This is a genomic window from Xanthomonas sp. AM6 (assembly GCF_025665335.1).
GTDB lineage: Bacteria > Pseudomonadota > Gammaproteobacteria > Xanthomonadales > Xanthomonadaceae > Xanthomonas_A.
Window position 1 is genome coordinate 1,442,507 of record NZ_CP106869.1, and the last position, 26,712, is coordinate 1,469,218.

Annotated in this window: 22 protein-coding genes and 1 pseudogene; 14 read left to right on the forward strand and 9 right to left on the reverse strand. The window is 69.8% G+C overall.

From position 1 onward, the window contains the following. Positions 1–561: 561 nt before the first annotated feature. Positions 562–1,581: a glucokinase family protein gene (locus OCJ37_RS05915; RefSeq protein ID WP_263112754.1), complete on the forward strand. Its 1,020-nt coding sequence runs from the start codon at positions 562–564 to the stop codon at positions 1,579–1,581. A 290-nt stretch (positions 1,582–1,871) separates the two neighbouring features. Here the strand turns inward: OCJ37_RS05915 and OCJ37_RS05920 are convergent, their stop codons facing one another. From OCJ37_RS05920 to bioA, 3 genes are all read right to left on the reverse strand, one after another. After that, entirely contained in the window at positions 1,872–4,490 is a 2,619-nt protein-coding gene (locus OCJ37_RS05920) for a TonB-dependent receptor (protein WP_263112755.1), read from the reverse strand. A 485-nt stretch (positions 4,491–4,975) separates the two neighbouring features. Beyond that, entirely contained in the window at positions 4,976–5,707 is a 732-nt protein-coding gene (locus OCJ37_RS05925) for a 16S rRNA (uracil(1498)-N(3))-methyltransferase (protein ID WP_263112756.1), read from the reverse strand. Beyond that, positions 5,698–7,089, reverse strand: coding sequence for an adenosylmethionine--8-amino-7-oxononanoate transaminase (bioA, locus tag OCJ37_RS05930; protein ID WP_263112757.1), 1,392 nt, complete (start codon positions 7,087–7,089; stop codon positions 5,698–5,700). Before bioA ends, OCJ37_RS05925 begins: the two co-directional genes overlap by 10 nt. Positions 7,090–7,163: 74 nt before the next feature. Between bioA and nudE the strand changes: the two genes are divergently transcribed. The 10 genes from nudE (at position 7,164) to OCJ37_RS05980 (ending at position 14,351) form a co-directional block, all read left to right on the forward strand. After that, complete coding sequence (gene nudE / locus OCJ37_RS05935) at positions 7,164–7,718, forward strand: ADP compounds hydrolase NudE (protein WP_263112758.1); 555 nt, start codon at positions 7,164–7,166, stop codon at positions 7,716–7,718. Beyond that, positions 7,715–8,515 carry a 3'(2'),5'-bisphosphate nucleotidase CysQ gene (gene cysQ, locus OCJ37_RS05940; RefSeq protein WP_263112759.1) on the forward strand — a complete coding sequence of 267 codons (801 nt, stop codon included), beginning with the start codon at positions 7,715–7,717 and terminating at the stop codon, positions 8,513–8,515. Before nudE ends, cysQ begins: the two co-directional genes overlap by 4 nt. A 252-nt stretch (positions 8,516–8,767) precedes the next feature. Next, positions 8,768–9,547, forward strand: a complete 780-nt coding sequence (gene mazG, locus OCJ37_RS05945) for a nucleoside triphosphate pyrophosphohydrolase (protein WP_263113599.1) — start codon at positions 8,768–8,770, stop codon at positions 9,545–9,547. Next, entirely contained in the window at positions 9,544–9,867 is a 324-nt protein-coding gene (locus tag OCJ37_RS05950) for a YnfA family protein (protein ID WP_263112760.1), read from the forward strand. The genes mazG and OCJ37_RS05950 overlap by 4 nt, the downstream gene beginning before the upstream one ends. Before the next feature lie 292 nt (positions 9,868–10,159). Beyond that, positions 10,160–10,462, forward strand: a complete 303-nt coding sequence (locus OCJ37_RS05955) for an Mpo1-like protein (RefSeq protein WP_263112761.1) — start codon at positions 10,160–10,162, stop codon at positions 10,460–10,462. A gap of 68 nt (positions 10,463–10,530) precedes the next feature. Continuing rightward, entirely contained in the window at positions 10,531–11,499 is a 969-nt protein-coding gene (locus tag OCJ37_RS05960; protein WP_263112762.1) for an SPFH domain-containing protein, read from the forward strand. Between the two features lie 3 nt (positions 11,500–11,502). Next, the gene (locus tag OCJ37_RS05965) at positions 11,503–11,934 is read left to right on the forward strand and encodes an NfeD family protein (protein WP_263112763.1); all 432 of its coding nucleotides are present in this window, start codon (positions 11,503–11,505) and stop codon (positions 11,932–11,934) included. 297 nt (positions 11,935–12,231) lie between these two features. Further along, entirely contained in the window at positions 12,232–13,338 is a 1,107-nt protein-coding gene (gcvT, locus tag OCJ37_RS05970) for a glycine cleavage system aminomethyltransferase GcvT (protein ID WP_263112764.1), read from the forward strand. Positions 13,339–13,438: 100 nt separating this feature from the next. Then, a complete protein-coding gene (gcvH, locus tag OCJ37_RS05975; RefSeq protein WP_263112765.1) occupies positions 13,439–13,834 on the forward strand; it encodes a glycine cleavage system protein GcvH in 396 nt (131 codons plus the stop codon). A 100-nt stretch (positions 13,835–13,934) separates the two neighbouring features. Beyond that, positions 13,935–14,351 (forward strand): hypothetical protein, encoded by a 417-nt coding sequence (locus tag OCJ37_RS05980; RefSeq protein ID WP_263112766.1) that lies wholly within the window; start codon positions 13,935–13,937, stop codon positions 14,349–14,351. Positions 14,352–15,080: 729 nt separating this feature from the next. Here the strand turns inward: OCJ37_RS05980 and OCJ37_RS21000 are convergent. Both OCJ37_RS21000 and OCJ37_RS05990 read right to left on the reverse strand, forming a co-directional pair. Beyond that, positions 15,081–15,488, reverse strand: a pseudogene (locus OCJ37_RS21000) (hypothetical protein); the annotation flags it as partial. 1,092 nt (positions 15,489–16,580) lie between these two features. Beyond that, positions 16,581–17,969 carry a serine hydrolase domain-containing protein gene (locus tag OCJ37_RS05990; RefSeq protein WP_263112768.1) on the reverse strand — a complete coding sequence of 463 codons (1,389 nt, stop codon included), beginning with the start codon at positions 17,967–17,969 and terminating at the stop codon, positions 16,581–16,583. A 279-nt stretch (positions 17,970–18,248) separates the two neighbouring features. Here OCJ37_RS05990 and OCJ37_RS05995 point away from each other — a divergent pair, with 279 nt between their 5' ends. Beyond that, complete coding sequence (locus OCJ37_RS05995) at positions 18,249–19,145, forward strand: DMT family transporter (protein ID WP_263112769.1); 897 nt, start codon at positions 18,249–18,251, stop codon at positions 19,143–19,145. A 30-nt stretch (positions 19,146–19,175) separates the two neighbouring features. Here the strand turns inward: OCJ37_RS05995 and OCJ37_RS06000 are convergent, their stop codons facing one another. Then, positions 19,176–20,774 carry a GMC family oxidoreductase gene (locus tag OCJ37_RS06000; RefSeq protein ID WP_263112770.1) on the reverse strand — a complete coding sequence of 533 codons (1,599 nt, stop codon included), beginning with the start codon at positions 20,772–20,774 and terminating at the stop codon, positions 19,176–19,178. Positions 20,775–20,897: 123 nt separating this feature from the next. Between OCJ37_RS06000 and OCJ37_RS06005 the strand changes: the two genes are divergently transcribed. Further along, the gene (locus OCJ37_RS06005) at positions 20,898–22,259 is read left to right on the forward strand and encodes an NTP/NDP exchange transporter (RefSeq protein WP_263112771.1); all 1,362 of its coding nucleotides are present in this window, start codon (positions 20,898–20,900) and stop codon (positions 22,257–22,259) included. 86 nt (positions 22,260–22,345) lie between these two features. Continuing rightward, positions 22,346–22,699: a DUF1304 domain-containing protein gene (locus OCJ37_RS06010; protein ID WP_263112772.1), complete on the forward strand. Its 354-nt coding sequence runs from the start codon at positions 22,346–22,348 to the stop codon at positions 22,697–22,699. Between the two features lie 27 nt (positions 22,700–22,726). On the opposite strand, the gene OCJ37_RS06015 is transcribed toward OCJ37_RS06010, so the two are convergent. The 3 genes from OCJ37_RS06015 to OCJ37_RS06025 all read right to left on the reverse strand — a co-directional run bounded on the left by OCJ37_RS06015 (position 22,727) and on the right by OCJ37_RS06025 (position 26,607). After that, entirely contained in the window at positions 22,727–23,203 is a 477-nt protein-coding gene (locus tag OCJ37_RS06015) for a hotdog fold domain-containing protein (protein ID WP_263112773.1), read from the reverse strand. A 69-nt stretch (positions 23,204–23,272) separates the two neighbouring features. Then, a complete protein-coding gene (locus OCJ37_RS06020; protein WP_263112774.1) occupies positions 23,273–25,753 on the reverse strand; it encodes an acyl-CoA dehydrogenase in 2,481 nt (826 codons plus the stop codon). After that, complete coding sequence (locus OCJ37_RS06025; RefSeq protein WP_263113600.1) at positions 25,750–26,607, reverse strand: alpha/beta fold hydrolase; 858 nt, start codon at positions 26,605–26,607, stop codon at positions 25,750–25,752. The genes OCJ37_RS06020 and OCJ37_RS06025 overlap by 4 nt, the downstream gene beginning before the upstream one ends. Between the last annotated feature and the right edge of the window lie 105 nt (positions 26,608–26,712).

Here is a 26,712-nt window from a genome sequence, read left to right on the forward strand (position 1 = left end):
CGGTACGCGCTTGCCATGACGCTGGAACTGCAGTCGGTGCTGGTTCCAGGCCCTGAACGTGCCATGTCTCGAAGCTGTAAAAATTTGTGTGATTCGAGTCTGTAATAGCGCTGACAGCGTTGTCAACACATGCTTCACGGAATCTTGACAAATCTCGGTGCGATTGCCGCCAAGTGCACCGCAATGGCGTGGGAGAAGGCGCCAGTGCTGGACGTAGGTATTTGTCTACGAAGGAAATTATGCCGCGGGCAGAATTGAGGGGTGCATTTGCTGCCGCATCTGCGGTGTCCCGCCCATTGTGGTCGGCAGCACACTTTTTTCGTAATTTTGTGCATTGCGGCGAACTTTTTGCGACAACTGTTCACTGGTGGACAGCCCTGCATGGCATGGGTGTGACCCGTTCGGACAGGACAACGACCACGCCACGATGGCGATGGTGAAGGAGCGAGGAAGGGCGAGACTGGACGACATTCACCTTGACAACGTTGTCAAAGTGGTCCGAAACTCGATCGATCAACAGGCCAGTTGGCGTGCGCCCCATCGGGCGCAACGGGAGAATACGTGTCTGCAAGCAGTTCGCCAGTAGGAGCGGCCGCCTCGCGCGCCGAGCCTTTCATCGCCGCCGACGTCGGCGGCACGCATGTCCGGATCGGCCTGGTGGCGCGCGGTGACGCGACCGACACCGCGCCGGTCAAGGTGCTGGACTATCGCAAGTACCGCTGTGCCGACTACCCGGGCCTGGCCGAGATCATCGGCGAGTTCCTGTCCGGGGTGACCGGGCCGGCGCCCACCCGCGGCGTGATCGCCAGCGCCGGCTATGCGCTGGAGGACGGCCGGGTGATCACCACCAACCTGCCGTGGAGCCTGTCGCCGCCGGAGATCCGCGAGCGCCTGGGCCTGCAGGCATTGCACCTGGTCAACGATTTCGAGGCGGTGGCGTACGCGGCCTCGTCAATGGACGCCAGCGAAGTGCTGCACGTGACCGGCCCGCGCAAGGCGCAGCGCGGACCGGCGCTGGTGATCGGCCCGGGGACCGGGCTGGGCGCGGCGGTCTGGATTCCCGCCAACGGCGGCGCCGTGGTGCTGGCCACCGAAGCCGGCCATGCGGCCCTGCCGCTGGGCAGCGAACTGGAGTTGGCCATGGCGCAACGGCTGCTGCGCACGCGCAGCTACGTGCCGGTGGAGCATTTCCTGTCCGGTCCCGGGTTGCTCAACCTCTATAGAGTGTTGTGCGAACTGCGCGACGCTGCGCCGGTGCATGCCACGCCCAGCGAGGTCACCGCGGCGGCGCTGGCCGGGCACGATGCGCTGGCGCGCGAGGCGCTGTCGGCGTTCTGCGGCCTGCTCGGCAGCGTGGTCGGCGACATGGCGCTGCTGTACGGCATCCAGAGCGGCATCTACCTGGCCGGCGGCTTCCTGCCGCAGATCGGCGAATTCCTGGCCGCCAGCGATTTCGTCGCGCGCTACTTGAACAAGGGCGCGATGCGTCCGGCGCTGGAGCAGATCCCGGTGAAGCTCGTGGAGCACGGCCAGCTCGGGGTGATCGGCGCGGCCAACTGGTTCCTGCAGCAGCAGCGGTAGCGCGTCGCGATCCGGTGGTTCGCGGCGTCGAAGCGGACCGGTTGCGACCGGTCGGTCGGTAACGCACGCCGCGACTGAAGTCGCTCCCGCATGCAGGCGGCCGCGTCGGGCGGGCGCCGCGTGGCCCGTCGCGGCGATCCGTCGCCACGGGCTTTTTCTTCTCGATCTCGGCGCCCGTCGCCGGCGCGCAATCGCTCCTGCAGCGACGTTTCGTGCCGGCCAGCGACGAAGCCGCGGCCGGGCATGCGCGCATGGCGGCGGCGGCCGCGCCGCCGCCGCCATCGCCGCGACTACAGCGTGAAGTGCACGCTGAGCATGTAGCCGCGCCCGTTCTTGTACAGGTAGTAGGGCTGGCTCTCCTGGCCGACGTAGCTGTAGTAGGTCTCGTCGAGCAGGTTGCTGCCTTCCAGCTGCAGCTTGACCTTGTCGGTGATCGCGTAGGACACCGACGCATCGAGCTGGGTGAAGGCGTCGGTCATCTGGTTCGCGCCCAGGCGCCCGATCTGGGTGAAGTAGGCCGAACGCCAGCCCAGGGTCAGCCGCGCTTCCCAGGGCCCCTTCTCGAAGTAGGGGCTGAGGTTGTAGCTGTTCTTGGAGTTGTAGGGCAGGTTGTAGTCGCCCTGGGTGTCGGCCTTGGAATAGGTGTAGTTCGCCGCCACGCCGAAACCGCCGCCCAGTTCCTGCTGGTAGCTCAGCGACACGCCCTTGACCTTGGCCGCGCCGGAGTTCTGCGGCAGGGTCACCTCGTAGATGTCCTCGCGGTTATAGGTGTTGTTGTGCAGCGGCCGCTGCACCAGGGTCTGCAGGATGTAGTTGGAGATGTCGCGGTAGAACAGCTCGCCGGCGAGCACGCTGTTGGGCGCGAAATACCATTCCAGCGACGCGCCGTAGTTGGTGGAGCGGTACGGATCCAGCGCCGGATTGCCACTGCTGGCGGTGAGCTTGTTGTCGTCGGCGTTGACGTAGGGGGTGAGGTCGGCATAGCGCGGGCGGGCGATCACCTTGGCCGCGGCCACGCGCAGGATCAGTGCGTCGGACAGGTCGTAGGCGAAGTTCAGCGACGGCAGCCATTCGCCGTAGGACTTGTTGTAGCGCACCGGCGCATAGGCGCTGCCGTCGTACTGGTAGCCGCCGATCGCGTCGCGGGTGTTGACGTAGCGCACGCCGATGTTGCCGCGGTAGTTGTAGCCGGAGAAATCGGCCTGCAGGTAGGCGGCGCGGTTGCGCTCGACCACGTCGAAGGTGCTGCCGTAGCTGGGCGCCAGCGTATCGCTGCCGGGCAGGCCGCTGACGTAGCCGATCAGCGCGCCCGGGCTCTGCCGCGGCCAATGGCGCATGTCGTCGCTGACCGACAGGCCGTCCAGGTAGCCGCCGGGCGTGTCGCCGCCGTAGACCGCGCCCAGCGTGGTGGCCGGATCGGCCGGGAAGCTGTCGTAGTACATGTCCTGGGCGGTGCTGTGGCGGGTGGCCTTCACTCCGAGCCGCAGCTTGGTGATCGGGCCCCAGGCCACGTCGTGGTCGAAGTCCAGCTGCGCGTAGCGTTCCTTGTCCAGGTTCGGATAGCGGTTCACGGTGGCGCCGATCACCGACATCGTGTCCAGCGCCGACGGCGGCACGGCGTAGTCCACGCCGACCCTGCGATGGTCGATCGCGTAGTCGTAGGCGCCGTTGCCGCGGAAGGTGAGGCCGTAGATGCGGTCGGCGCCGCCGGCCGAGCGGGTCGCGCCGACCTGGCCGGAGACGTTCCAGCCGTCGCCATGCCAATCGCCGCGCAGGGTGTTGCTGCTGGTCTTGACCGTGGTGTTGCGCACGTACGAATCGAGGATGGTCTCGGCGTTGCCGCCGTAGGCGCCGGAGGTGGCGACGCCGTCGACCACGTCCAGCGCGGTGGCGTTGGCCGGGACGAAGTTGGCGTAGCGGCTCTGGTTGACGTTGTCGAAGGTCTCCTCGACGTACAGGCCGGTGTAGGTCAGCTCGAACGCGTCGTTGGGTTTCCACTGCAGCGAGCCGGTGACGCCGTCGCGCTTGCGGGTCTGGGTGAACAGCGCGCTGTTGATCGCGGTCGGGTAGACGCCCTGCTTGCCGGCGGCGACCGCATCGGGGAATCCGGCGCCCTGGATGTCGCTGTAGCCGAAGATCTCCACGCCGTCGCGGCGCAGCGAGCGTTCCGAATGCATCACCGAACCGAGCACGCCGAGCGTGCCGGCGTCGTTCTTCCAGTTGTACAGCAGCGAGGCGTTGGGCTTGCCGTCCTCGGAGCGGTCGTTGTAGCCGTAGCTGACGCTGCCGGTCAGCAGGTCCGGCTCCAGTTCCAGCGGCTTGCGCGTGTGCAGGATCACGGTGCCGCCGAGGCTGCCTTCGTCGATGCTGGCCTGCGGGCTTTTGTACACCTCGGCGCTGCCGATCACCTCCGGCGCCAGCAGCGAGTAGTTGAACGAGCGGCTGTCCGGGTTGTTCGGATCGCCGCCCCAGCTGGTGGAGGCGATGCTCTGGCCGTTGAGCAGGACCCGGTTCAAGGCCGGGTCGGTGCCCAGGATCGACACCTTCTCGCCTTCGCCGAACTGGCGGTCGACGCTGACCCCGGGCAGGTGCGACAGCGATTCGGCGACGTTGGCGGCGGGGAACTTGCCCACGTCCTCGGCCGAGATCGCATCGACGATGGCGTCGGCGTTGCGCTTGATGTTGAGCGATTTCTGCAGGCTGGCGCGGTAGCCGGTGACCTTGACCGCATCCAGTTCCTGGACCGCGGGCGAAGCCTGGGCGCTAGTCGTGGCGGCCGTGCCGTCGGCCGTGGGCGGCGCCGTGGCGTCGCGCGGTTGCTCGGGAAGTTGTTGGGCGAGGGCGCTGGCGGGCGCGGCCAGGACGGCGGCGACGGCGAAGGCCAGGGGAGCGAGGCGGATGCGATTCAAGCGGGCGGTCTCCGAAAGATGCACAGGACACGAAAGGCCCGCCGGCGTGGCGGCGGGCAAGCGACGCCATCGGCCCGGATGCGGCGCGATGGGTGAATCGAAACGGGCGGCAGCGCGCGCCTGCCGCCGAGCGGCGGATGCGGCGTCCGGAATCCGGCCGTGCTGCGTGCCGGCGAGCGCGCGCAGCGGATGGATGCGGTAGCGGCGGAGGGCGCGCGTCGTGCTGCGTGCGGACGTCGTCGGGGCAGGCCGCCGCACGGCGATGCTGCGTGACAGGGTTTTGATCGATCCAAACCGGAGGGATCCGTGTTGGCTCAGGAGCGCCGACTGTGTCGCGCTTGTCCTTCGTTGTCAACGCGTGCGCGGCGGCGATTTTGTTCAAAAACCGCTGTTTTCCAGGCGAATACGCAAGCGCGAGGCGCGCTGCGGCGCCGTTTTGCGCGGCACCTTTCCGCGCCGATGTCTACACGATTGTGTGCGTCAGCTCACAGGTCGCCATGCTGCGCCTGCAGCACCGCGATCGCGGCCAGCCCGGCGGTTTCGGTGCGCAGGATGCGCGGCCCCAGGCGCAGCGCGGCGAAGCCGGCGGCCTGCAGCGTGGCGCGATCGCGCGGCGACCAGCCGCCTTCCGGGCCGATCGCGATCGTCGCTGCGTTGCCGGCGATCTGCAGCGTGCGCAGCCGGTGCTCGCCCTGCGGATCGAGGGTGAGCTTCAGTTGTTCGCCGGCCACGGCCGCCGCGGCATCGGCCAGCGCCAGCGGCGCGGACAGCGCGGGCACGCGCGCGCGGCCGGATTGCTCGCAGGCCGAGACGACCACGCTGCGCCAGTGCGCCACGCGCTTGTCCACCCGCGCGGCGTCGAGCTTCACTTCGGTGCGCTCGGCCCACACCGGCACGATCGCGGCCACGCCCAGTTCGGTCGCCTTCTGCAGGATCAGGTCCATCTTCTCGCCGCGCGCCACGCCCTGCAGCAGGGTGATCGCCAGCGGCGATTCGTTGTGCGCCGGCCGCGCCGCGCCGATCCGCGCGCTGGCGCCGCGCTTGCCGACCTGCAGCAGTTCGGCGTCGTAATCGCAGCCGTCGCCGTTGAACAGCACGCAACGGTCGCCCTCGCGCAAGCGCAGCACGCGCAGCAGGTGCCCGGCGACGTCCTCCGGCAGTACCAGGTCGTCGCCCTCGCGCAGCGGCAGCTCGACATGGCAGCGGGTCAGGCGCATGCCACGGCCTCGTCGATCGCGGCCAGGGTGGTTTCGGCGAGCAGCGCCAACTGCTCGTCGTCCACGCAGTACGGCGGCATCCAGTACAGCACGTCGCCCAGCGGGCGCAGCACCACGCCGCGCCGCAGCGCCGCGCGATAGGCGTGCAGGCCGACCCGCGCGCCGGCCGCGAACGGGGTGCGCCTGTCGCCGTCGCGGGTCAGTTCGAACGCGACCACCATCCCGGCCTGGCGCACGTCGGCCACGTGCGGGTGGTCGTTGAACGGCGCCGACAGCGCGCGCATGGTCTCGGCCGTGCCGCGGTTGCGCATGATCACGTCGTCCTGCTGGAAGATCCGCAGGCAGGCCAGCGCCGCGGCGCAGGCCAGCGGGTTGCCGGTGTAGCTGTGCGAGTGCAGGAACGCGCGCTCGCGGCTGTCGTCGAGGAAGGCGTCATATAAGTGTTGCGTGGCCAGCACCGCCGATAGCGGCAGGAAGCCGCCGGTCAGGCCCTTGGACAGGCACAGCAGGTCCGGCATCACCCCGGCCTGCTCGCAGGCGAACAGGGTGCCGGTGCGGCCGAAGCCGGTGGCGATCTCGTCGGCGATCAGGAACGCGCCGTTGGCGTCGCACAGTTCGCGCGCGCGGCGCAGGTAGGCCGGATCGTGCATGCGCATGCCGCCGGCGCATTGCAGGCGCGGTTCCAGGATCACCGCGCAGATCTCGCCCGGATGGCGGTCGAACAGGTCGGCCAGCGCATCGGCGGCGGCATCGGCGCGCTGCCGCGCGGTCTGCCCCGGCGCGGCGAGGTAGGCATCGGGCGAGGGCGCGAACAGCGCCTCGGCCAGCAGCGGCGCGTACACCCGCCGGTACAGCGGGATGTCGCCGACCGCCAGCGCGCCGATGGTCTCGCCGTGGTAGCCGTTCTCCAGCGCGACGAAGCGGGTGCGGCGGGTCTCGCCGCGGTTGTGGAAATAGTGGAAGGCCATCTTCAGCGCCACTTCGACCCCGGCCGAGCCGTTGTCGGCGTAGAACACCTTGGCCAGCGGCGCGCGCCCGTCCTGGCGCGGCGCCAGCGCCAGCAGCTGCTCGGCCAGCTCCACCGCCGGCGCGTGGCTGAAGCCGGCCAGCATCACCTGTTCCAGCTGCGTGGCCTGCGCGGCGATGGCCGCGGCGATGCGCGGCTCGCTGTGGCCGAACAGGTTGGTCCACCAGCTGCTCACCGCATCCAGGTAGCGGTTGCCCTCGTGATCGATCAGCCAGGCGCCTTCGCCGCGCGCGATCGGCAGCAGCGGCAGGGTGTCCGGATGCTCGCGCATCTGCGTACAGGGGTGCCACAGCACGGCGAGGTCGCGTTGCCGCCACGCGGCGGCAGTCTGTGATGCGGTCAGGTCTGTTAGCATTTCGCGCTCATGAACAGGTTCTTCGCTCCGTGCATTCTATCGGCCGACGCCGCGCCGCGCCGCGGGGTGGCGGCGTGAGCCGTCCGTTGCCGATCATCCATGCGCTGCGCGAGCGCAGCGAGTCCGCCAGCGAACGCAAGGTCGAGGAGCTGGACCTGGAGTTCAGCAACGGCGAGCGGCGCGTGTTCCACCGGCTCAAGTCCCCCGGCCACGGCGCGGTGGTGGTGGTGCCGATGCTGGACGCGCAGACCGTGCTGCTGGTACGCGAATACGCCGCTGGTGTGCACCGCTACGAGCTGGGCCTGGTCAAGGGCCGCATCGATGCCGGCGAGACGCCGCTGCAGGCGGCCGACCGCGAACTCAAGGAAGAGGCCGGCTACGGCGCCCGGCAGCTGCAGGTGCTGCGCGCGATGACCCTGGCGCCCACCTATATGAGCCACCAGTCGTGGCTGGTGCTGGCGCAAGACCTCTATCCCGAAAAACTGGCCGGCGACGAGCCGGAGGAACTTGAAGTGGTGCCCTGGAAACTGGCTGAACTGGATCAATTGATGTTGCGCGAGGATTTTTCCGAAGGGCGTTCGCTGGCGGCGCTGTTCATCGTCCGCGAGTGGCTGGGTCGCGCCGGATGATCCGCATCACCGCAGACCTGCGCGAAACCGTCATCGCCATCGCCATCGACGCCGCCGCGGCGATCATGGCCGTCTACGCCACCGGCTTCGAGGTCGAGCACAAGGCCGACGCCAGCCCGCTGACCCAGGCCGACCTGGCCGCGCACCGGATCATCGTCGAGGGCCTGGAGCGGCTGACCCCGGACCTGCCGGTGCTGTCGGAGGAATCGGCGCACATTCCGTGGGAGGTGCGCGAGCACTGGACGAGCTACTGGCTGGTGGACCCGCTCGACGGCACCCGCGAGTTCGTCAAGCGCAACGGCGAGTTCAGCGTCAACATCGCGCTGATCCACCAGGGCGCGCCGGTGTTCGGCGTGGTCCAGGCGCCGGTCGACGGCCGCGTCTGGCACGCGGTGCGCGGCGAGCAGGCCTACCGCCGCGACGGCTTCCGCGACACCGCGCTGGACACGCGGCGGCCGGCCGCCACGCCGCTGCGGGTGGCCGCCAGCCGTTCGCACCGCGATCCGCGCACCGATGCGCTGCTGCAGCGCATGGGCGAGACCGAGGTGATCGCGCAGGGCTCGTCGCTGAAGTTCTGCCGCATCGCCGACGGCGAGCTGGACGTGTACCCGCGCTTCGGCCCGACCTCCGAATGGGACACCGCGGCCGGCCAGTGCGTGCTGCAGTCCGCCGGTGGCGTCTTGCTCGCAGCCGGTACCGGCAAGCCGTTCCGCTACAACCGGCGCGAATCGCTGCTCAACGGCGACTTCATGGCGCTGGGCGATCCGTCGCTGCCCTGGCGCAGCTGGCTGGGCTGAGCGGCGCTGCCGGCGGCTTCGGCGTCGCCGCTGCGGTTGACCCGGTTGCGACGCGCGCCGCTGGCAACGCAGGAGGTTTGCGGCGTTCGGCGCACCTTGTGCACGAACGCCGCGTAGCGCCGGTCGCCGCGTGCGTGCCGCCCGCCGCGCCGGCCGCTCTGCCAAACTAACGGCCAGGCGGCGCCGTTGCCGTCGCATCGGAACCACCCCGTGACCGCAGCCCGTTACGACCTTCCCGCCCTGCTCGAGATCATGGCGCGCCTGCGCGACCGCGAGCACGGCTGCCCCTGGGACCTGGAGCAGGATTTCGCCAGCATCGCCGCGTACACGATCGAGGAAGCGTACGAGGTCGCCGACGCGATCGACCGCCACGACCTGGGCGAACTGAAGGACGAACTCGGCGACCTGCTGCTGCAGGTGGTGTTCCATGCGCAGATGGCGCGCGAGCAGGGGGCCTTCGGTTTCGACGACGTGGTCGAAGCGATCTGCGACAAGATGGTGCGCCGGCATCCGCACGTGTTCGGCGACAGCCAGGTCGCCGATGCCCGGCAGCAGACGCTGAACTGGGAGCAGATCAAGCGCGACGAGCGCGCCGCGGCCGGCAAGACCGACAGCTCGGCGCTGGCCGGGATCGCGCGCGGCCTGCCGGAATGGCAGCGCGCGGTGAAGCTGCAGGCGCGCGCGGCGCGGGTCGGCTTCGACTGGCCGCAGCCGGGGCCGGTGCTGGACAAGCTGCAGGAAGAACTGGAGGAAGTGCGCGCGGAGTTCGCGCGCGGCCCGGTGCAGGACAACCAGGCGCGGCTGCAGGACGAGATCGGCGACCTGCTGTTCGTCTGCGCCAACCTCGCGCGCCACGCCCAGGTCGACGTCGGCGCCGCGCTGCGCCACGCCAACCAGAAATTCGAGCGCCGCTTCCGCGCGATGGAGCAGCTGGCGCAGCACGACGGCACTGCGCTGGATGGCCTGGCGCTGGAGCAGCAGGAGGCGTACTGGCAGCGCGCCAAGCGCCAGGAACGCGACCCGGCGCGGTGAAGACGCTGCTGCTGTTCGTGCTGACCGCGCTGGCCGAGATCGCCGGCTGCTACCTGCCGTACCTGTGGCTGCGCGAGCAGCGCAGCGCCTGGCTGCTGTTGCCGGCGGCCGCCAGCCTGGCCCTGTTCGTCTGGTTGCTGAGCCTGCATCCGCAGGCCAGCGGCCGCGTCTATGCCGCCTACGGCGGCGTCTACATCGCGGTGGCGTTGCTGTGGCTGTGGGCGGTGGAATCGATCCGGCCCACGCGCTGGGACCTGCTCGGCGCCGGCCTGTGCCTGCTGGGCATGGCGGTGATCATGTTCGCGCCGCGGCAGGGCTGACGCGCGCGGCGGGTCGGCGCACGCCGTGCGCCGCAATCGTCCAGTACGGCGACCGGCGTTGCGGGGCCGCTCAGCATCTTCCACGAGACGTTCGACGTCACCGCGCTGGGCGCGTGCGGATGCAGCAGCAGGCCGCGGTGGTCGCGGCGCTGCCCGATGCCGACCCCCGGACCGCTCGGCTGGATGGGCAGGGCGCCATGCGCCTGCAGCGCCGGCGCGGGCACACCTTCTTTAATACGGGCGCCAGTGCGGCGTATGCTGGCGGCCTGCGTTGCCTCGGGAGGGCCGCCGCATGCGCCGCTTCGCCAGCTTCCGCGAGTTCTATCCATTCTATTTGAGCGAGCACCGGCATCCGCTGTCGCGGCGGCTGCATTTCGCCGGCAGCGTCGCGGTGCTGCTGGCCGTGCTGCTGGCGCTGTGCACCGGCCAGCCGCGCTGGCTGTGGGCGGCGCCATTGTGCGGCTACGGCTGCGCCTGGATCGGCCACTTCCTCTTCGAGAAGAACCGCCCGGCGACCTTCCGCCACCCGCTGTATTCCTTGGCCGGCGACTGGGTCATGTTCAGGGACATGCTGCTCGGGCGCATCCGCTGGTAGCGCCGGCCGCCTGGCGGCGCTCGCTATACTCGCGCTGCAGTCATCCTTTTGGTTAATGGAGCAACCTGATGCCGTCCACCTATTTCCTCGCGCTGGTGATCCTCATCGCCGGCGTCATCGTCCTGTTCAAGACCGTGCGCATGGTGCCGCAAGGCTTCCAGTGGACGGTGGAGCGTTTCGGCCGCTACACCCACACCCTGTCGCCGGGCCTGCACTTCCTGATCCCGGTGGTCTACGGCGTGGGCCGCAAGGTCAACATGATGGAGCAGGTGCTGGACGTGCCCAGCCAGGACGTGATCACCAAGGACAACGCGGTGGTGCGCGTGGACGGGGTGGTGTTCTTCCAGGTGCTGGACGCGGCCAAGGCCGCCTATGAAGTGTCGAACCTGGAGATCGCCACGATCGCGCTGGTGCAGACCAACATCCGCACCGTGATCGGCTCGATGGACCTGGACGAATCGCTGAGCCAGCGCGAGACCATCAACGCGCAGCTGCTCAGCGTGGTCGACCACGCCACCAATCCGTGGGGCATCAAGGTCACCCGCATCGAGATCCGCGACATCCAGCCGCCGCGCGACCTGATCGATTCGATGGCGCGGCAGATGAAGGCCGAGCGCGAGAAGCGCGCGCAGATCCTCGAGGCCGAGGGTTCGCGGCAGTCGGAGATCCTGCGCGCCGACGGCGAGAAGCAGGCCGCGGTGCTGGAAGCCGAAGGCCGCAAGGAGGCCGCGTTCCGCGACGCCGAGGCGCGCGAGCGCCTGGCCGAGGCCGAGGCGCGCGCCACCGCGATGGTGTCCAAGGCGATCGCCGAGGGCGACGTGCAGGCGATCAACTACTTCGTCGCGCAGAAGTACGTGGAGGCGTTCAAGGAACTGGCCACCGCGCCGAACCAGAAGTTCGTGCTGATGCCGATGGAGTCCAGCGGCATCATCGGCTCGATCGCCGGCATCGCGGAACTGGCGCGCGAGGCGCTGGGCAAGCAGCAGGCCGCGCCGCCGGCGGTGCCGCGCGGCATGCCGCCGCGCAGCGGAGCCTGAGCCATGCGCGCGGAGGTGGTGGCGTGGGGCGCGCTGACCTTGCTGCTGTTCGCGGCCGAAGCGCTGGCGCCGGGCGCGTTCATGCTGTGGATGGGCTTCGCCGCCGCGGCGGTGTTCGTCGCGGTGCTGGTGCTGCCGGACGTCCCGCTGCTGCTGCAGATCGCGGCCTTCGTGGTGCTCAGCTTCGTCTCGATCCAGGTGTACCGCACTTGGTTCCGCGGCCGCGACCGGGTCAGCGACCGGCCGCTGCTCAACCGCCGCGCCGAGCAGCTGATCGGCCGCGTGGTGACCCTGGACCAACCGATCCAGGCCGGCCGCGGCCGCGCCAAGGTCGACGACGCGTTCTGGGTGGTCGGCGGCCCCGACCTGCCGGCGGGCAGCGCGGTGCGCATCGTCGGAGTGGATGGGATGACGCTGTTGGTGCAGGCGGAGTGAGGCTGGGGAGCCGGGATTGGGGATTCGGTTGCGCAAGCGCTAGGCATGCGTGCTCTTCTGTGGGAGGGGCTTCAGCCTCGACGCGTTACCACTAATGCGTCGGGGCTGAAGCCCCTCCCACGGAATGCGTGGGTCGAAATCAGGCCGCCCTTGCTTCTTCGGCATCCGCGCTTTCATCGGATCGCTCGACCGCGACCTGGAACCGCGCGGCATCCTGCAATCCCGAATCCCGGGTCCCGTTCCTTCTCCCCCGCACGGCCGGCGATAATGGGGGACTTTTCCTCACGGACCCGCGCCATGACCCAGAAGACCATCCTCAACGACAGCCATCGCGCCCTCGGCGCCAAGATGGTCGACTTCGGCGGCTGGGACATGCCGATCCACTACGGTTCGCAGATCGACGAGCACCATCAGGTGCGCAGCGACGCGGGCATGTTCGACGTCAGCCACATGACCGTGGTCGACCTGCATGGCACCCAGGTGCGCGGGTTCCTGCGCCACCTGCTGGCCAACTCGGTGGACAAGCTGAAGCTGCCGGGCAAGGCGCTGTACACCTGCATGCTCAATCCCCAGGGCGGGGTGATCGACGACCTGATCGTCTACTACATGTCCGACACGTTCTTCCGCCTGGTGGTCAACGCCGCCACGCGTGCCAAGGACCTGGCCTGGATCGGCGCGCAGGCGCAGGCGTTCGGCGTGGAGGTGCGCGAGCGCGAGGACTTCGCGATGATCGCGGTGCAGGGTCCCAACGCGCGCGCCAAGGTGATCGGCCTGCTGCGCGAGGACGACCGCGCCGCGGTGCAGAAGCTGGGCCGCTTCGCCGCGTTCGAGGCGACCTCGGCCGACGGCGTGGCGCTGTTCGTCGCGCGCACCGGCTACACCGGCGAGGACGGCTTCGAGATCGTGCTGCCGCAGGAGCAGGCGGTGGCGTTCTGGAACGCGCTGCTGCAGGCGGGGGTCAAGCCGGCCGGGCTGGGCGCGCGCGACACGCTGCGCCTGGAGGCGGGCATGAACCTGTACGGGCAGGACATGGACGAGACCGTCTCGCCGTACGAGGCGGCGCTGGCCTGGACGGTGACGCTGGACGAGGGCCGCGTGTTCGTCGGCCGCGACGTGCTCGAGGCGCACAAGGCCAACGGCGCGCCGCGGCAGATGATCGGCCTGGTGATGGACGACAAGGGCGTGCTGCGTCACGGCCAGAAGGTGCTGACCGCGCAGGGCGAGGGCGAGATCCTCTCCGGTACGTTCTCGCCGACGCTGGGCAAGGCGATCGCGTTCGCGCGCGTGCCGGCCGGCGAACCCGGTGCGGTGCGCGTGGACATCCGCGGCAAGGAGGTGCCGGTGCGCGTGGTCAAGTTCCCGTTCGTGCGCGAAGGCCAGGTCCAGCCCGGCATTGTCGGTTGAGCCGCCGGTCGCCGCGATGCGTCGGCGACTTCTTCCCGGAGCATCCGGTTCGCTACACTAGCCGTCCATCCCCGACATCGTCTTCTTCCGGAGCAGCCCCATGAGCGAGATCCCTGGCGACCTCAAATTCCTCAAGTCCCATGAATGGGCGCGCGTCGAAGGCAACGGGCGCGTGACCATCGGCATCTCCGATCATGCCCAGGGCCTGCTCGGCGACCTGGTCTACGTCGAACTGCCCAACGTCGGCGACGAGGTCGTCGCCGGCAACGGCGTGGCCGTGGTCGAGTCGGTCAAGGCCGCCTCGGACGTGTACAGCCCGCTCACCGGCAAGGTGGTCGAGGTCAACGCCGCGCTCAGCGACAAGCCGGAGACGATCAACGAGGACGCCTACGGCGAAGGCTGGATCTTCGTGCTGGAGATCGACGACCAGGAACAGTTGAACGACCTGCTGACCCCCGACGACTACGCCGAACTGCTCGAGGAAGACGGCCACTGAGCCGATCCGCCTTTTCGCGACAGCCGAACCGGCCGCCTTGTGCGGCCGGTTTTCGTTTGGGGCGCCGCAGGCGAACCGGCGGTGCGGCAAGGAGCCGAGTGTGCTCGGCAACCGCCTGTTCGGCGCGCGGCGCGGATGGGCGAGACGCGGCGTGCGCGAAGGAGGCGGCGCACGCGCCGCGCTTTGCGGCGCGCCCAGCGTCGTCGCTGCCGGCCAGCCGAAGCGGCATCGCGGAAGAGACGCGGCCGCGAGCGGATGTCGCGTCGGATTTTTGGCACTGGCCGCGCTGCGCGTTGCATCCCATCGCAGCACGGGGCGCACGCCGGCCGGCTGCCGACCGCCGCAGCGCTCGATGCGCTCCGACGGCTTGGTCCGAACGTCGCATGCGTCCGCTCCGAACGCGTTCGCCGCGGCGCGCACATGCGGCGCCATCGGCGAGACGAACGCGCGCTCGGCGACGGACGCGATGCGCGACGAAACGCGGCGCGTCGGCGGCATGGGCGTGACGTGCCGGTGAGGAAAGCGGCGCGTCGAACGCAGGTCGCGCCGCCGTCGCGTGTCTGCGCGATGCGCCGCGCGGCGGCGCGCGCACGCGCCGGCAAGCGCCGAACAGCGCGAAAAAGTTTGCGCAGTTTTGCGCATTTGCTCTTGTGCGATGCCGGAACAGCACGCGCGGCGAAAAGTTTTTTCAGCTTGCGGACAGCCTCGCGCGCGCGTCGCGCTGCCGCCGACGCTGCGCGCGACACCGCGCGGAACTGCCGGTCGCATCGGCCTGTTGCAAAAAACCACGGGAATTTCCGCTGTTTTTGTTTGCGTGGAAGATTCGTCGCGGGTTTGGCGGCCGCCGCCGTCGCGGTCCGCACGCCGCCGATCGCGGCGATCGCGGCCGTCGCCGCGCGCGGCGCCTGAAAAAAAATTGCGCGGAACTGTTGACAGTAAAAAAAACCGTGATTAGGTTTCGCCCAGCAGACGTTGCTGCGAAAGCGAGTGAATCGGATCGACATCAAAACGCGAAGCACAACTTGGACATCCGCCAGGAACCCGATGATGGTGGATCAGGTGTCGCTTCCCTCCGAGAAACGCAATGTCTCCCCTGGCACGGCACCCGTATCGAGTTTCGGTACGGGTGTTTCTGTATCCGACCCGGCCCGCATTACGCGCCGGCGGATCCCGCAGGCGGACCAGCGCCGCGGGTTTGCTTTAACTGGGCGTTTTCAATCCATAGTTCACTGACGAGGAGCCATCCCATGGCCACGAAGAAAGCTGCGAAAAAGAAGCCGGCCGCTAAGAAAGCGGTCAAGAAGACTGCCGCCAAGAAGCCGGCAGCGAAGAAGGTCTCGGTAAAGAAGGCGGTCAAGAAGGCTGCCAAGAAAGTCGCCAAGAAGGTCGCCGGGGTGAAGAAGGCCGTCAAGAAGGCCACCACCAAGAAGACCGCTGCGAAGAAGGCGGTGAAGAAGACTGCGAAGAAGGCAGCCACCAAGAAGACCGCCACCAAGAAGACCGCGAAGAAGGCCACCGCGAAGAAGGCGGTGAAGAAGACCGCGAAGAAGGCCACGGCGAAGAAGGCGGTCAAGAAGTCGGCTGCCAAGAAGCCGGCCGCGAAGAAGGCCGTCGCCAAGAAGGCCGTCGCGAAGAAGAAGCCGGCTGCCCGCAAGAAGAAGACCGCTCCGGTCGCGCTGCCGGCAACCCCCGCGCCGCTGATCTGATCTGATAAATCCCGATAGCCGTACCTAAGCTCTCTCCCCGGTGCCCAGCGGGGAGGGAGCTTTTTTATGGGCGCCCGCTTGCCGTCGTCGCGGTGCGCGCCGTGCGCCGGCGTGCCGCCGAGGTGCCACCGAAGTGCGTCGACGGATCGTCCGCGCAGTGATCGGTCTGCGAGCCGGCGGCGTTGCCGCCATCGCGTTCCATCGTCGCCTGCATGCGTCCGCGCTGGACCCGGACTGGCTGCAGGCAGCAACGATGCTGCGCGAGTCCGCCAAGCGACCGCCTTGCTGTCGCAGGCAGCCGTGTTCGCCGACTTCGATCGGCTTCTCCTTCGGCTGCGCGATGGCGTCCAGACGGCGCAGTGCCGGTGCTGGCTGGCAGCCTGGGTGGTTCAATCATCGCGCCATCGCTGACGCGGTTGCCCTGCTCGGTGCGTCTGCCTGGGATGCGCGCGCGCGGTGGGAGAGCGCGCTTGGGTACCGGCAACGCACCGCGGCAGTGCCGGCCTGTCGCGCGGCTTGATCGGCTGATCCTCCTGTTCCCACCGGGACCATGGCCCCATTTTCGGGGGAGATGGCGCTCAGCATCGAGGGGGGCGTGCATAGCGGCGCGTGGGCATGCGCACCCGATTGCGTGCGGCTTCGCCCGGACCCTCGACCCAACCCTTCTCCCGGTGGGAGAGGGGCTTTGTCCCGCCCGCTGGGACATCGGCGCGCACGTCCGCAGCCGATCCGGTGGCCGGTGGTGGCGGCAGGCGACGGCCGACTCAGCCAAGGCGTTTCAGCCGGCGACTTCAAGCGGCGCTGTCGCGGGGAGCGAGGCGGTGCCACTGCCGCGCGCTGCTCCTCTGTAGGAGCGGCTTCAGTCGCGACCGCCTCGCCGGGGTTTCGCCAAAGTCGGATCGAGCGCAGTTTGCTTGCGTAGCGCCATCAGCTCGTCGCGTTGAAGCCGCTCCTGCAGCGCCGGCTCGCGAAGCTGGGGCGCAGACAGCAGAAAGGCGGCTCGCGCCGCCTTCCGCTGGACCGCTGGCAGGCCGCAGCCGTCAGTGCGGCGAGGCCACCGACTTGGATGCGGAGGCGCCCTTCTTGTCCTTCGGGTCCGGACGCTCGGCCATCATGTTGTCGCTGCCGAAGTCGGTGTCCACGTCCAGCCAGCGCTGCGCCGGCAGGCCGATCGCGCGGTCGAGGATGGTCGGCAGCAGGCCGGACGGCAGGCCGCTCTCGCCGTTCCACAGGATCGCCACGCCCAGGTCGCGTTCGGGCACCAGCGCGACCAGGCCGCGATAGCCCTGCACCGCGCCGGCATGGAACACCACTTGGTGGCCCGAGTAGTCGAAGACGCGCCAGCCCAGCGCGTAGCTGGCCGAGTTGACCCGCTCGCGGCGCCAGCCCGAGCGCATCTCGCCGGGGGTCAGGATCAGCGGCGCGTGCAGCGTGGCCAGCAGCGGCGCCGGCAGCACGTCCGGGCGGTGCCCGGTCTGCGCGATCAGCCACTGCGCCATGTCGCTGATGCTGGCGTTGACGCCGGCCGCCGGCGCCAGCCGGTAGTAGGTGGGCTTGGGCGTCAGCGACACCCAGCCGTTGCGGCTGCGCACGTGCGGGCGCGCCCAGCGCGGGCTGGCCTGGATCCCGGCCAGGCCCATGCTGGCGTCGTTCATGCCCAGCGGCTTGAAGATGCGGCGCTCCACCGACTGCTCGTAGAAGCTGCCGGAGGCGGCGAACACCACGTCGCCGATCAGGCTGAAGGCGACGTTCTGGTAGGCGTAGCACTCGCCCGGCGCGCACTTGAGCGGGGCGTAGGCGAGCTTGTGGCTGAGCGTGTAGTAGTCGGCGTTGGATTCGACGTCGCGGTCGTAGGCGTTGTAGGTCAGGCCGACGCGATGGCTGAGCAGGTCGGCCACGTTCAACTGGCGGGTGGCGACCGGGTCGCTGAGCTGGAAGCCGGGCACGTAGTCGGTGACCTTGCTGTCCCAGCGCAGGGTGCCGTCGTTGACTAGCAGGCCGGCCATGGTGCCGGCGAAGGCCTTGGACAGCGAGGCCAGGCGGAACACGGTGTGCGCGTCGACCGGCTCGGGGCGGTTGACGTCGGTGACGCCGAAGCCGCGCGCGCTGATCACCTGGCCGTTGTGCACGATCGCCACCGCCAGGCCGGGCACGCGCTCGCCATAGGTGAGCTGCTCGGCCATCGCTTCCAGGCTGGCGACATCGAAGTCCCTGGCCAGTGGCAGCACCTTGCTCTCCGGCAGCGCGGCGCGGTACGGTAACGGCTGGGTGGGCGAGGTGTAGCGCGTGGCCTCGGTGTAGATCGGCGGCGGCAGCGGCTGCGAAGGCGCCGGCGTCTGCGCGGTGGAGGACATCGCAAAGGGCAGCAATGCCCCGAGCAACCCGGTTGCCACCGGTCGAAGGAGCCGGTGCCTGCTGTTCTGTTTCATCGCGCGTGTGGCCTGTGAGGTGCTGCCGAAACCGATTCTAGCGCCGCTTTTCGCCATTGCACAAACCGGGAGAAGATGAATGGGCATCGTCTTGATCCTGCTGGTGATTTTGTCGGGCGGAAGAGGCCGGCGATCCGGCATCGGCCGCGGTTGCCGCGACGGCGCGGCGGTGCCTGGAGTGCATGCAACCGATGTGCCGAGGCTGCCATGGGCGCCGCTGTCCAGGCTGAACCGTTGCCGGCGCAGTGACGCCGCCGCGGCGCTGCGGGATCATGGCGCATGCCCGATCCCGCCCCGTCCCCGATCCCCGCCGCGCGTGCGGCGCCCAGCGCCGCGACCTGGCTGGGACTGGCCTTCGTGCTGGTCTGGTGCACCGGCTACATCGCCGGCAAGCAGGTGGTGGCGCATGCCGCGCCGTTCACCGCGCTGCTGTGGCGCTTCGGCCTGACCGCGCTGTGCTTCGCGCTGGCCGCCGGCCCGGCGCGGCTGAAGGCGCTGCCGCAGCAGGAACTGGCGCGCAGCGCCGTGGCCGGGGTGCTGATGCTGGCCTTGCAGTTCGGCGGGGTGTACGCGGCGTTCGCGCTGGGCACCGGCTCGGGCGTGGCCGCGCTGGTGATCGGGGCGATGCCGCTGCTGGTGGCCTGGGCCAGCCCGTGGTGGGGCGGGGCGCGGCTGCGCGCTGCGCAGTGGCTGGGCATGGCGCTGGGCTTCGCCGGCGTCGCCACGGTCGCTGCCGACCGCATCGACGGGGCGACGCCGTGGGGCGGCTGGCTGGCCTTGCTGGTGGGCCTGTTCGGCATCGCCGCCGGCACCCTGTACCAGAAGCGGCATGCCGCGCAGCTGGACCTGCGCGTCGGGCTCGCGGTGCAGAACGCGGCGGCGACCGTGGTGCTGCTGCCGCTGGCGGCGTGGGAAGGCTTCCGCTTCCAGGCCAGCGATGGGTTCGTCGCGGCGATGGCGTGGCTGGTGCTGGTCAATTCGATCGGCGGCTTCGCGCTGCTGTTCCTGCTGCTGCGGCGCGGCGCCGCCACCCAGGTAGCGAGCCTGTTCTTCCTGATGCCGCCGGTGACCGCGGTGTTCGGCCACCTGCTGCTCGGCGAGCACCTGACCGCGCTGAAGCTGTGCGGCTTCGCGCTGGCGGCGCTGGGCGTGTGGCTCGCGGGGCGCGTGCGCTGAGCCGCGCGGTCGCCGGCGACGCGCGGCGGCTCAGTCGCGCAGCACGCTGCGGCCGCGGATCAGGTCCGCGGCGCGCTCGGCGATCATCATCGTCGGGCCGTTGGTGTTGCCGCTGACCAGGCGCGGCATCACCGACGCATCGACCACGCGCAACCCGTCCAGCCCGCGCAGGCGCAAGTGCGGATCGACCACCGCCTGCGCGTCGCTGCCCATCCGGCAGGTGCCGATCGGGTGGTAGATGGTCTCGGCCTTGGCGCGGATGTAGGCGACCAGGCCGGCTTCGTCCAGGTCCTCGCGCGCCGGCAGCAGCGGCGCGCCGCGCCACGGATCGAACGCCGGCTGCTGCAGGATGCGCCGCGACAGGCGCGCGCATTCCACCAGCATGCGCAGGTCGAAGCCGTCGGGGTCGCTGAGATAGTTCGCCTGGATCCGCGCCGGCGTGCGCGGGTCGGCATCGTTGAGCGACAGGCGGCCGCGGCTGCGCGGCTGCAGGTGGCAGGCGTGCAGGGTGAAGCCGTCGCCGGGCAGGCGGTTGCGGCCGTGGTCGTCGAGCATCGCCGGCACGAAATGCAGCTGGATGTCGGCGCGCGCGTCCGGCGCCAGCGGCGAGCGGACGAAGCCGCCGGCCTCGGCGATGTTGCTGCTGCCGGCGCCGCGGTGGCCGCGCAGGAAATAGTCGAAGGCGATCTTCAGCTGGTTGCGGCGGTCGTAGCTGATGCCGGGGCGGGTGCGGTACAGGGTGCACACGTCCAGGTGATCCTGCAGGTTGGCGCCGACCTGCGGCTGGTCCAGGCGCACCGCGATGCCATGGCGTTGCAGTTCGTCGGCTGGGCCGATGCCCGACAGCATCAGCAACTGCGGCGAGTTCACCGCGCCGGCGCTGAGCAGCACTTCGCCGCTGGCGCGCGCCTGCACTTCGGCGCCGCGCTGCGCATAGGCCACGCCGACCACGCGCGCGCCTTCGACCAGCAGGCGCAGCACCAGCGCGCCGGTGACCACCTGCAGGTTGGCGCGCGCCCGCGCCGGCGCCAGGTAGGCGACCGCCGCCGAGCAGCGCGCGCCCTCCTTCTGGGTGACCTGGTACAGGCCCACGCCCTGCTGCTGCGGTCCGTTGAAATCGGTGTTGTGGGCGAAGCCGGCCTGCTGCCCGGCGGCGATGAACACGTCCGAGAGGGGATTGCGGTAGCGCAGGTCGGACACGTGCAGCGGCCCGTCGCCGCCGTGCAGCGCATCGCCGCCGCGGCTGTTGCATTCGCTGCGCCGGAAATACGGCAGCACGCCGCGCCAGTCCCAGCCCTCGGCGCCATCGCCGGCGGCCCAGTCGTCGTAGTCGGCCGGCACGCCGCGCACGTAGCACATCGCGTTGATCGAACTGGAGCCGCCCAGCACCTTGCCGCGCGGCCACCACAGGCGCCGATCGTTCAAGGCCGGCTCCGGCGCGGTGAGGTAGTTCCAGTTGATGCGGCGGTTGTTGGCCAGCCGCGCCAGGCCGGCCGGCATGTGGATGAAGGGGTTGCGGTCGCGCGGCCCGGCCTCGATCAGCAGCACCTTGCAGTCGCGATCCTCGCTGAGCCGGTTGGCCAGCACGCAGCCGGCCGAGCCTGCGCCGATGATGATGTAGTCGTACACCCGCCGTTCCCCTCTTTCGTAGCGCCGACGCTAGACGCCGCCGATAGAGCATATGCTCGGCGCGGCGCCCGCGTGCCTGCGGCGCCGTGGCGGTGGGGCTTGCGCGCGGCGGTGGCGCTGGCGATGTTGCAGTGCATCGGCTACCGTGCGCGCAACCAGGCGGCGAACGGCAAGCCGATGCAAGCGGAAAACAAGCGCGTCCACACCGGCGAGCTGCGCGCGGTGCTGCTGTCCTTCGTCTATTTCTTCTGCGTGCTGTCGGCGTACTACGTGATCCGGCCGGTGCGCGAACAGTTGTCGGCGGCGGTCGGTTCGACCCAGCTGCCGTGGTTCTTCATGGCCACCTTCGTCGCCACGCTGGTGCTGACGCCGCTGTTCGCGTGGATGGCGGCGCGCTGGCCGCGGCGGATCGTGGTGCCGGCGGTGTACGTGTTCTTCGCGCTGTGCCTGCTCGGCTTCGTGCCGCTGTTCAACGGCCAGGGCGGGCTCGGTCCGCGCGCGCTGGGCATCGTGTTCTTCGTCTGGGTCAGCGTGTTCAACCTGTTCGTGGTGTCGGTGTTCTGGAGCTTCATGGCCGACATCTGGAGCAACGAGCAGGCGCGGCGGCTGTTCCCGCTGATCGGCCTGGGCGGCACCGCCGGCGCCGTGGCCGGGCCACTGCTGACCCGCGGGCTGGTCGGGGTGATCGGCGTGGCGCCGCTGCTGGTGGTGTCGGCGGCGCTGCTCGGCGTGGCGCTGGTGTGCGTGGTCCTGCTCGGGCGCTGGGCGCGGGTGCACGGCGCGCGCCGCCACGACGCCGGCCACGAGGCGGCGGTCGGCGGCGGCATGTTCGACGGCCTCAAGCAGATCCTGGCCAATCCGTTCATGCGCGGCATGGCGCTGCTGATGCTACTGGGCGATTGCATCGGCACGGTCGGCTACGCACTGATGACCGATTATTCCGGCGCCACCTTCCACAACGCGGTCGAGCGCACCCAGTTCGCCGCCAACATCGACATGCTGACCAACGTGCTGCAGGTGCTCGTGCAGATCAGTGTGACCCGCTGGCTGCTGGTGAAGAAGGGCGCCGGCGCGGTGATCGCGCTGTGGGCGCTGGTCAGCGTGGGCACGCTGCTGGCCACCGCGCTGTCGCCCGATCCCTACGCGCTGGCGGTGTGGATCGTGCCGTGGGTGGTGCTGCCGCTGGTCATCACCCGTTCGCTGACCTACGGCATGGTCAGTCCGGCGCGCGAATCGCTGTACACGCGGGTGCCGCGGCAGCTGCGCTACCAGGGCAAGAACGCGGTGGACACGGCGGTGTGGCGCGCCGGCGACGTGGCCGTGGCCTCGGCGATGAACGGCCTGCGCGCGCTGGGCATGGGCGTGCCCGGTTTCGCCGCGCTGGCCGCGCTGGCGGCGACGCTCTCCGGCGTCATCGGCTGGCGCCTGGCGCGTACGGTGGAAGGCACCGCGCCTGCGGCGGCGGAGACGACGCCCACGCGCTGAGCTTCCAGCGCAGGCCGTGCGTCGGCGATGCCGGCCGCTGCGCCAGCGGCTATGCTGTGCCTCCTCTTTCGCCGACGGACGCGCGCATGACCCTGCTGGCCTCGATCCTGGTATGCCTGGTGGCGTTGCTGCACGTGTACTTCCTGGTGCTGGAGATGTTCCTGTGGACCCGGCCGCTGGGCATGAAGGTGTTCCGCAACACGCCGGACAAGGCGCAGCTGACCCGCGTGCTGGCGGCCAACCAGGGGCTGTACAACGGCTTCCTCGCCGCCGGCCTGGGCTGGGGCGTGGTAGCGCAGCGCGCGGACGTGATGCTGTTCTTCCTCGGCTGCGTGGTCGTGGCCGGGCTGTACGGCGCGTGGAGCGTCAGCCGCCGGATCCTGTTCGTGCAGGCGCTGCCGGCGGCGCTGGCGATCGCGGCGGTGCTGCTGGCGTATTGAGCGGAGCGCAGGCCCTGCCCGCCGCGGCTAGGCTTTGGCCGGCGCGCGCGGCGACACCCACATGGCGATGCTGGCAAAGAACACCACCTGCTCGCGTGCGTCGCGGATTTCCACGCTGACCGGCAATTCGTAGCCGCTGTCGGCGGCCACGATCGCCCGGTCCGGCGTCGCCACCGCGCGCATCGTGCCGCGGGCCTTGCTGCGGTATTCCACGCGCATGCCTTTTGGGATCCAGCGCATCGACGGCGGCAGGCTGGCATCGACCATGACCCCACCGGCCAGTTCGGCCAGGTTGCACAGCGCGATCGCATGCACCGTGCCGAGATGGTTGCTGACCCGGCGCCGGTGCGCGATGCGCGCTTCGCAGCGGCCCGGCTGCAGCACGGTGATGCGCGGGGCGATGCTGGCGAAATAGGGCGCCTTGAAGCACACCGCGCGCGAGAACAGCCATTGCCCGGCCGGCCAGCGTTGCATGCGTTGATGGAGCGACAGCAGTTTGCTCATGGTGCGTGCCTCAAATGAAGACGGCGGACCGAAGTCCGCCGTCGTGATGAGCGTATTGCCGAGTGGGTCTCAGGCCGCTTCGCGCGAATGGTCGTCGCCGGCCGTGGCGCGGTGGTAGTAGCTGGCCGAACGCAGTTCGTCGGCGTCGAAGTCGTCCACGCTGATCGTGTCCATGGTGATCTCGCGCAGTTCTTCCAGCTGGCGGCGCTCGTCGGCCGACAGCACGCCTTCGCGCACCGCCTCGTCCAGCTGCGAGGCGAAGTCCAGCGCCTCGATGCCCTTGCTCTTGAGCGCCTTCAGGAACTTGCGCTCGACCGGCTCGGCCAGCACCGCCTTGGTCAGGTAGCTGGCGATGCGCCCGCCCGGATTGTTCTCGCACGGGGTCAGGAACACGCCCTGGCCGAGGCGGTCGCGGGCTTCGTTCGGGGTCATCAGCAGCGCGGCGACGCGGTGGCCCAGGCGGTCGCCCGGCGCCTCGGCGCGGCGGCCCCACGGGAAGATCAGCGCCCACATCAGCCAGCCCACCGGGCGGATCGGGAAGTTGCGCAGCGCCGCCGACAGCGCCAGTTCGATCTTGTGCACGCTGTCGTGGAACGCCCAGGCCAGCAGCGGCTGGTCGGTCGCCGGCGCGCCGTCGTCGTGGTAGCGCTTGAGCATCGCGCTGGTCATGTAGATGTGGCTCAGCACGTCGCCCAGGCGGCCGGACAGCGATTCCTTGAACTTGAGCTTGCCGCCGAGCATCAGCATCGACACGTCGGCCATCAGCGCCAGGTTCGCCGAGTAGCGGTCCAGCTTGCGGAAGAAGCGGCGGGTATAGGCATCGCCCGGCGCGGCGCCGATGCGCGCGGCGGTCAGGCCGAACCACAGCGAGCGCACCGCGTTGGAGATCGCAAAGCCGATGTGGCCGAACAGGTTGCGGTCGAACTCGTCGACGCCGGCCTTGTGGTCCGGATTGCCGGCGGCCTTCATCTCCTTCATCACCCACGGATGGCACAGGATCGCGCCCTGGCCGAAGATCAGCAGGCTGCGGGTCATGATGTTGGCGCCTTCCACGGTGATCGCGATCGGCGCGGCCTGCCAGCTGCGGCCGGCGAAGTTGCGCGGCCCGAGGATGATGCCCTTGCCGCCGACCACGTCCATCACGTCGCTGATCACTTCGCGGCTCATCGTGGTGCAGTGGTACTTGGCGATCGCCGACGGCACCGACGGCACGTCGCCGCGGTCCACCGCCGCGGCGGTGGCCTGCGACAGCGCGCTGATCGCATAGGCCTTGCCGCCGATCCGCGCCAGCGCCTCTTCCACGCCCTCGAAGCGGCCGACCGACAGGCCGAATTGCTTGCGGATGCGCGCGTAGGCGCCGGTGACGATCGCGCCGTACTTGGCGCCGCCGCTGGCGGTGGAGGGCAGGGTGATCGAGCGGCCCACGGCCAGGCACTCGTTGAGCATGTTCCAGCCCTTGCCGACCATGTCCACGCCGCCGATCAGCTGGCTGAGCGGGATGAACACCTCGCGGCCGTGGATCGGGCCGTTCTGGAACGGCGAGTTGAGCGGGAAGTGGCGGCGGCCGATCTCCACGCCGGGCGTCTCGCGCGGCAGCAGCGCCAGGGTGATGCCGATGTCCTTGGTGTCGCCGATCAGGCCGTCCGGGTCGTACATGCGGAACGCCAGGCCGACCAGCGTCGCTACCGGCGCCAGGGTGATGTAGCGCTTGTCGAAGGTCAGCTTGACGCCGAGCACGTTGGCGCCGTTCCACTCGCCCTTGCAGACGATGCCGTAGTCGGGGATCGAGGTCGCGTCGGAGCCGGCGAACGGGCCGGTCAGGCCGAAGCACGGCACTTCCTGGCCCACCGCCAGGCGCGGCAGGTAGTAGTCCTTCTGCTCCTTGGAGCCGTAGTGCAGCAGCAGTTCGCCCGGGCCCAGCGAGTTCGGCACGCCGACGGTGGAGCTGACCACGCTCGACACCGAGGCGATCTTCTGGATCACCTTGTGGTGGGCCAGCGCGGAGAAGCCCAGGCCGCCGTACTCCTTCGGAATGATCATGCCGAAGAACTTGTGCTTCTTGATGAAGCTCCACAGTTCCGGCGGCAGGTCGGCGTGGACGTGGGTGATCTCCCAGTCATTGGTCATCCGGCACAGCTCTTCCACCGGGCCGTCCAGGAACGCCTGCTCCTCGGCGGTGAGCTGCGGCTTCGGATAATTGAGCAGCTTCTGCCAGTCCGGGTCGCCGGTGAACAGTTCGCCCTCGAAGCCGACCGAACCGGTTTCCAGCGCGATGCGCTCGGTCTGCGACAGCGGCGGCAGCACCTTGCGGAACACCTTGAGCATCGGCGCGGTCAGCAGCGGCTTGCGCACGAACGGCAGCAGCAGCGGCACCGCGACCAGCGCCAGCAGCACCGCGGCGACGAGGGTGGCGGTGTGGCTGGCGCCGAGCAGCCAGCACGCGACCAGCAGCGTGGCGCTCAGCGCGGCCCAGACGGCGAGCCGCATGCGGTGATAGGCGGCGAAGGCGCCTGCCAGCAACAACACGAGGAAGGGTGCGACGATGCTCATGGGCTTGCTCCGGGGACATGCTCGGTGACGGCGGACGGTGCGGCGGCGCTAGCCGGTGGCAGTGCGTCCAGATAATGCAACACAGTGGCGGTAAATGCGGCGTTGTCGTCGCCGGCCAGCATGTGCGTGGCCTCGGGCAGGTGCACATGCTGCGCATGCGGCACCAACGACAGGAAGTCTTCGATGGTCTGCGGGGTGACCAGGTCGCTGCGCCCGCCGCTGACCAGCAGCAGCGGGCACTGCACGTTGCTGGCCGCCTGCGCGATCGCGTCCTGGTGCTGCTCGCTGTCGCGCGCCAGTTCCTCGACCAGGCGCGGATCCCAGTGCCAGTACCAGCGGCCGTCGTCGTGCCGGCGCAGCACGCTGCGCAGCGCCTCGGGCGACTTGCGCGCGCGCTGCGGCAGGTAGGCGGCGATCGCGTCGCCGGCCTCGTCCAGGCTGGCGAAACCACGCGGATGCGCGGTCATGAAGGCGAGGATGCGCTCGACCCCGGCCGGCTGCCAGCGCGGGGTGATGTCGACCAGCACCATCGCCCGGAACAGGCCCGGCCAGCGCGCCTCGGCCATCAGCCCGAACAGCCCGCCCATCGACGCGGCGACCAGCACCGGCGCAGGCGCCATCTCGCCGGCGACCACGATCAGGTCGTCGGTGAACTGCTCGCCGCGATACGGCAGGGCGGCAGGGTTGCGGGTGGAATCGCCATGGCCGCGCGCGTCGTAGGCGACGCTGCGATAGCCGTGCGCCTGCAATGCCGCGGCGCTGGCCATCCAGGCATGCCGGGTCTGGCCGAAGCCATGCGCGAACAGCACGCTGCCGGCGTCGCCGGGCGCCATGACCGTCGCGGCCAGGCGCATGTCGTCCGCGCCGGAAAGCACGGTGGAGGCGGCGTGGGGCGCGCTGGAAGGGGAGGAAACCATACGAGCTAGTATGGATGAGCGCGCGGGGATGTCAATACGATG

What these genes read in the sequence shown, in the direction of transcription:
- OCJ37_RS05925 (WP_263112756.1), bottom strand. Translation starts at nt 5,707, where the DNA reads ATGCGCCTGACCCGCTGCCATGTCGAGCTGCCGCTGCGCGAGGGCGAC.
- OCJ37_RS05965 (WP_263112763.1), top strand. Translation starts at nt 11,503, where the DNA reads ATGCGCGCGGAGGTGGTGGCGTGGGGCGCGCTGACCTTGCTGCTGTTC.
- OCJ37_RS06015 (WP_263112773.1), bottom strand. Translation starts at nt 23,203, where the DNA reads ATGAGCAAACTGCTGTCGCTCCATCAACGCATGCAACGCTGGCCGGCC.
- OCJ37_RS06010 (WP_263112772.1), top strand. Translation starts at nt 22,346, where the DNA reads ATGACCCTGCTGGCCTCGATCCTGGTATGCCTGGTGGCGTTGCTGCAC.
- OCJ37_RS06005 (WP_263112771.1), top strand. Translation starts at nt 20,898, where the DNA reads ATGTTGCAGTGCATCGGCTACCGTGCGCGCAACCAGGCGGCGAACGGC.
- OCJ37_RS06025 (WP_263113600.1), bottom strand. Translation starts at nt 26,607, where the DNA reads ATGCGCCTGGCCGCGACGGTCATGGCGCCCGGCGACGCCGGCAGCGTG.
- OCJ37_RS05990 (WP_263112768.1), bottom strand. Translation starts at nt 17,969, where the DNA reads ATGAAACAGAACAGCAGGCACCGGCTCCTTCGACCGGTGGCAACCGGG.
- gcvT (WP_263112764.1), top strand. Translation starts at nt 12,232, where the DNA reads ATGACCCAGAAGACCATCCTCAACGACAGCCATCGCGCCCTCGGCGCC.
- cysQ (WP_263112759.1), top strand. Translation starts at nt 7,715, where the DNA reads ATGATCCGCATCACCGCAGACCTGCGCGAAACCGTCATCGCCATCGCC.
- OCJ37_RS05960 (WP_263112762.1), top strand. Translation starts at nt 10,531, where the DNA reads ATGCCGTCCACCTATTTCCTCGCGCTGGTGATCCTCATCGCCGGCGTC.
- OCJ37_RS06020 (WP_263112774.1), bottom strand. Translation starts at nt 25,753, where the DNA reads ATGAGCATCGTCGCACCCTTCCTCGTGTTGTTGCTGGCAGGCGCCTTC.
- OCJ37_RS05995 (WP_263112769.1), top strand. Translation starts at nt 18,249, where the DNA reads ATGCCCGATCCCGCCCCGTCCCCGATCCCCGCCGCGCGTGCGGCGCCC.
- bioA (WP_263112757.1), bottom strand. Translation starts at nt 7,089, where the DNA reads ATGCTAACAGACCTGACCGCATCACAGACTGCCGCCGCGTGGCGGCAA.
- gcvH (WP_263112765.1), top strand. Translation starts at nt 13,439, where the DNA reads ATGAGCGAGATCCCTGGCGACCTCAAATTCCTCAAGTCCCATGAATGG.
- OCJ37_RS05955 (WP_263112761.1), top strand. Translation starts at nt 10,160, where the DNA reads ATGCGCCGCTTCGCCAGCTTCCGCGAGTTCTATCCATTCTATTTGAGC.
- mazG (WP_263113599.1), top strand. Translation starts at nt 8,768, where the DNA reads ATGGCGCGCCTGCGCGACCGCGAGCACGGCTGCCCCTGGGACCTGGAG.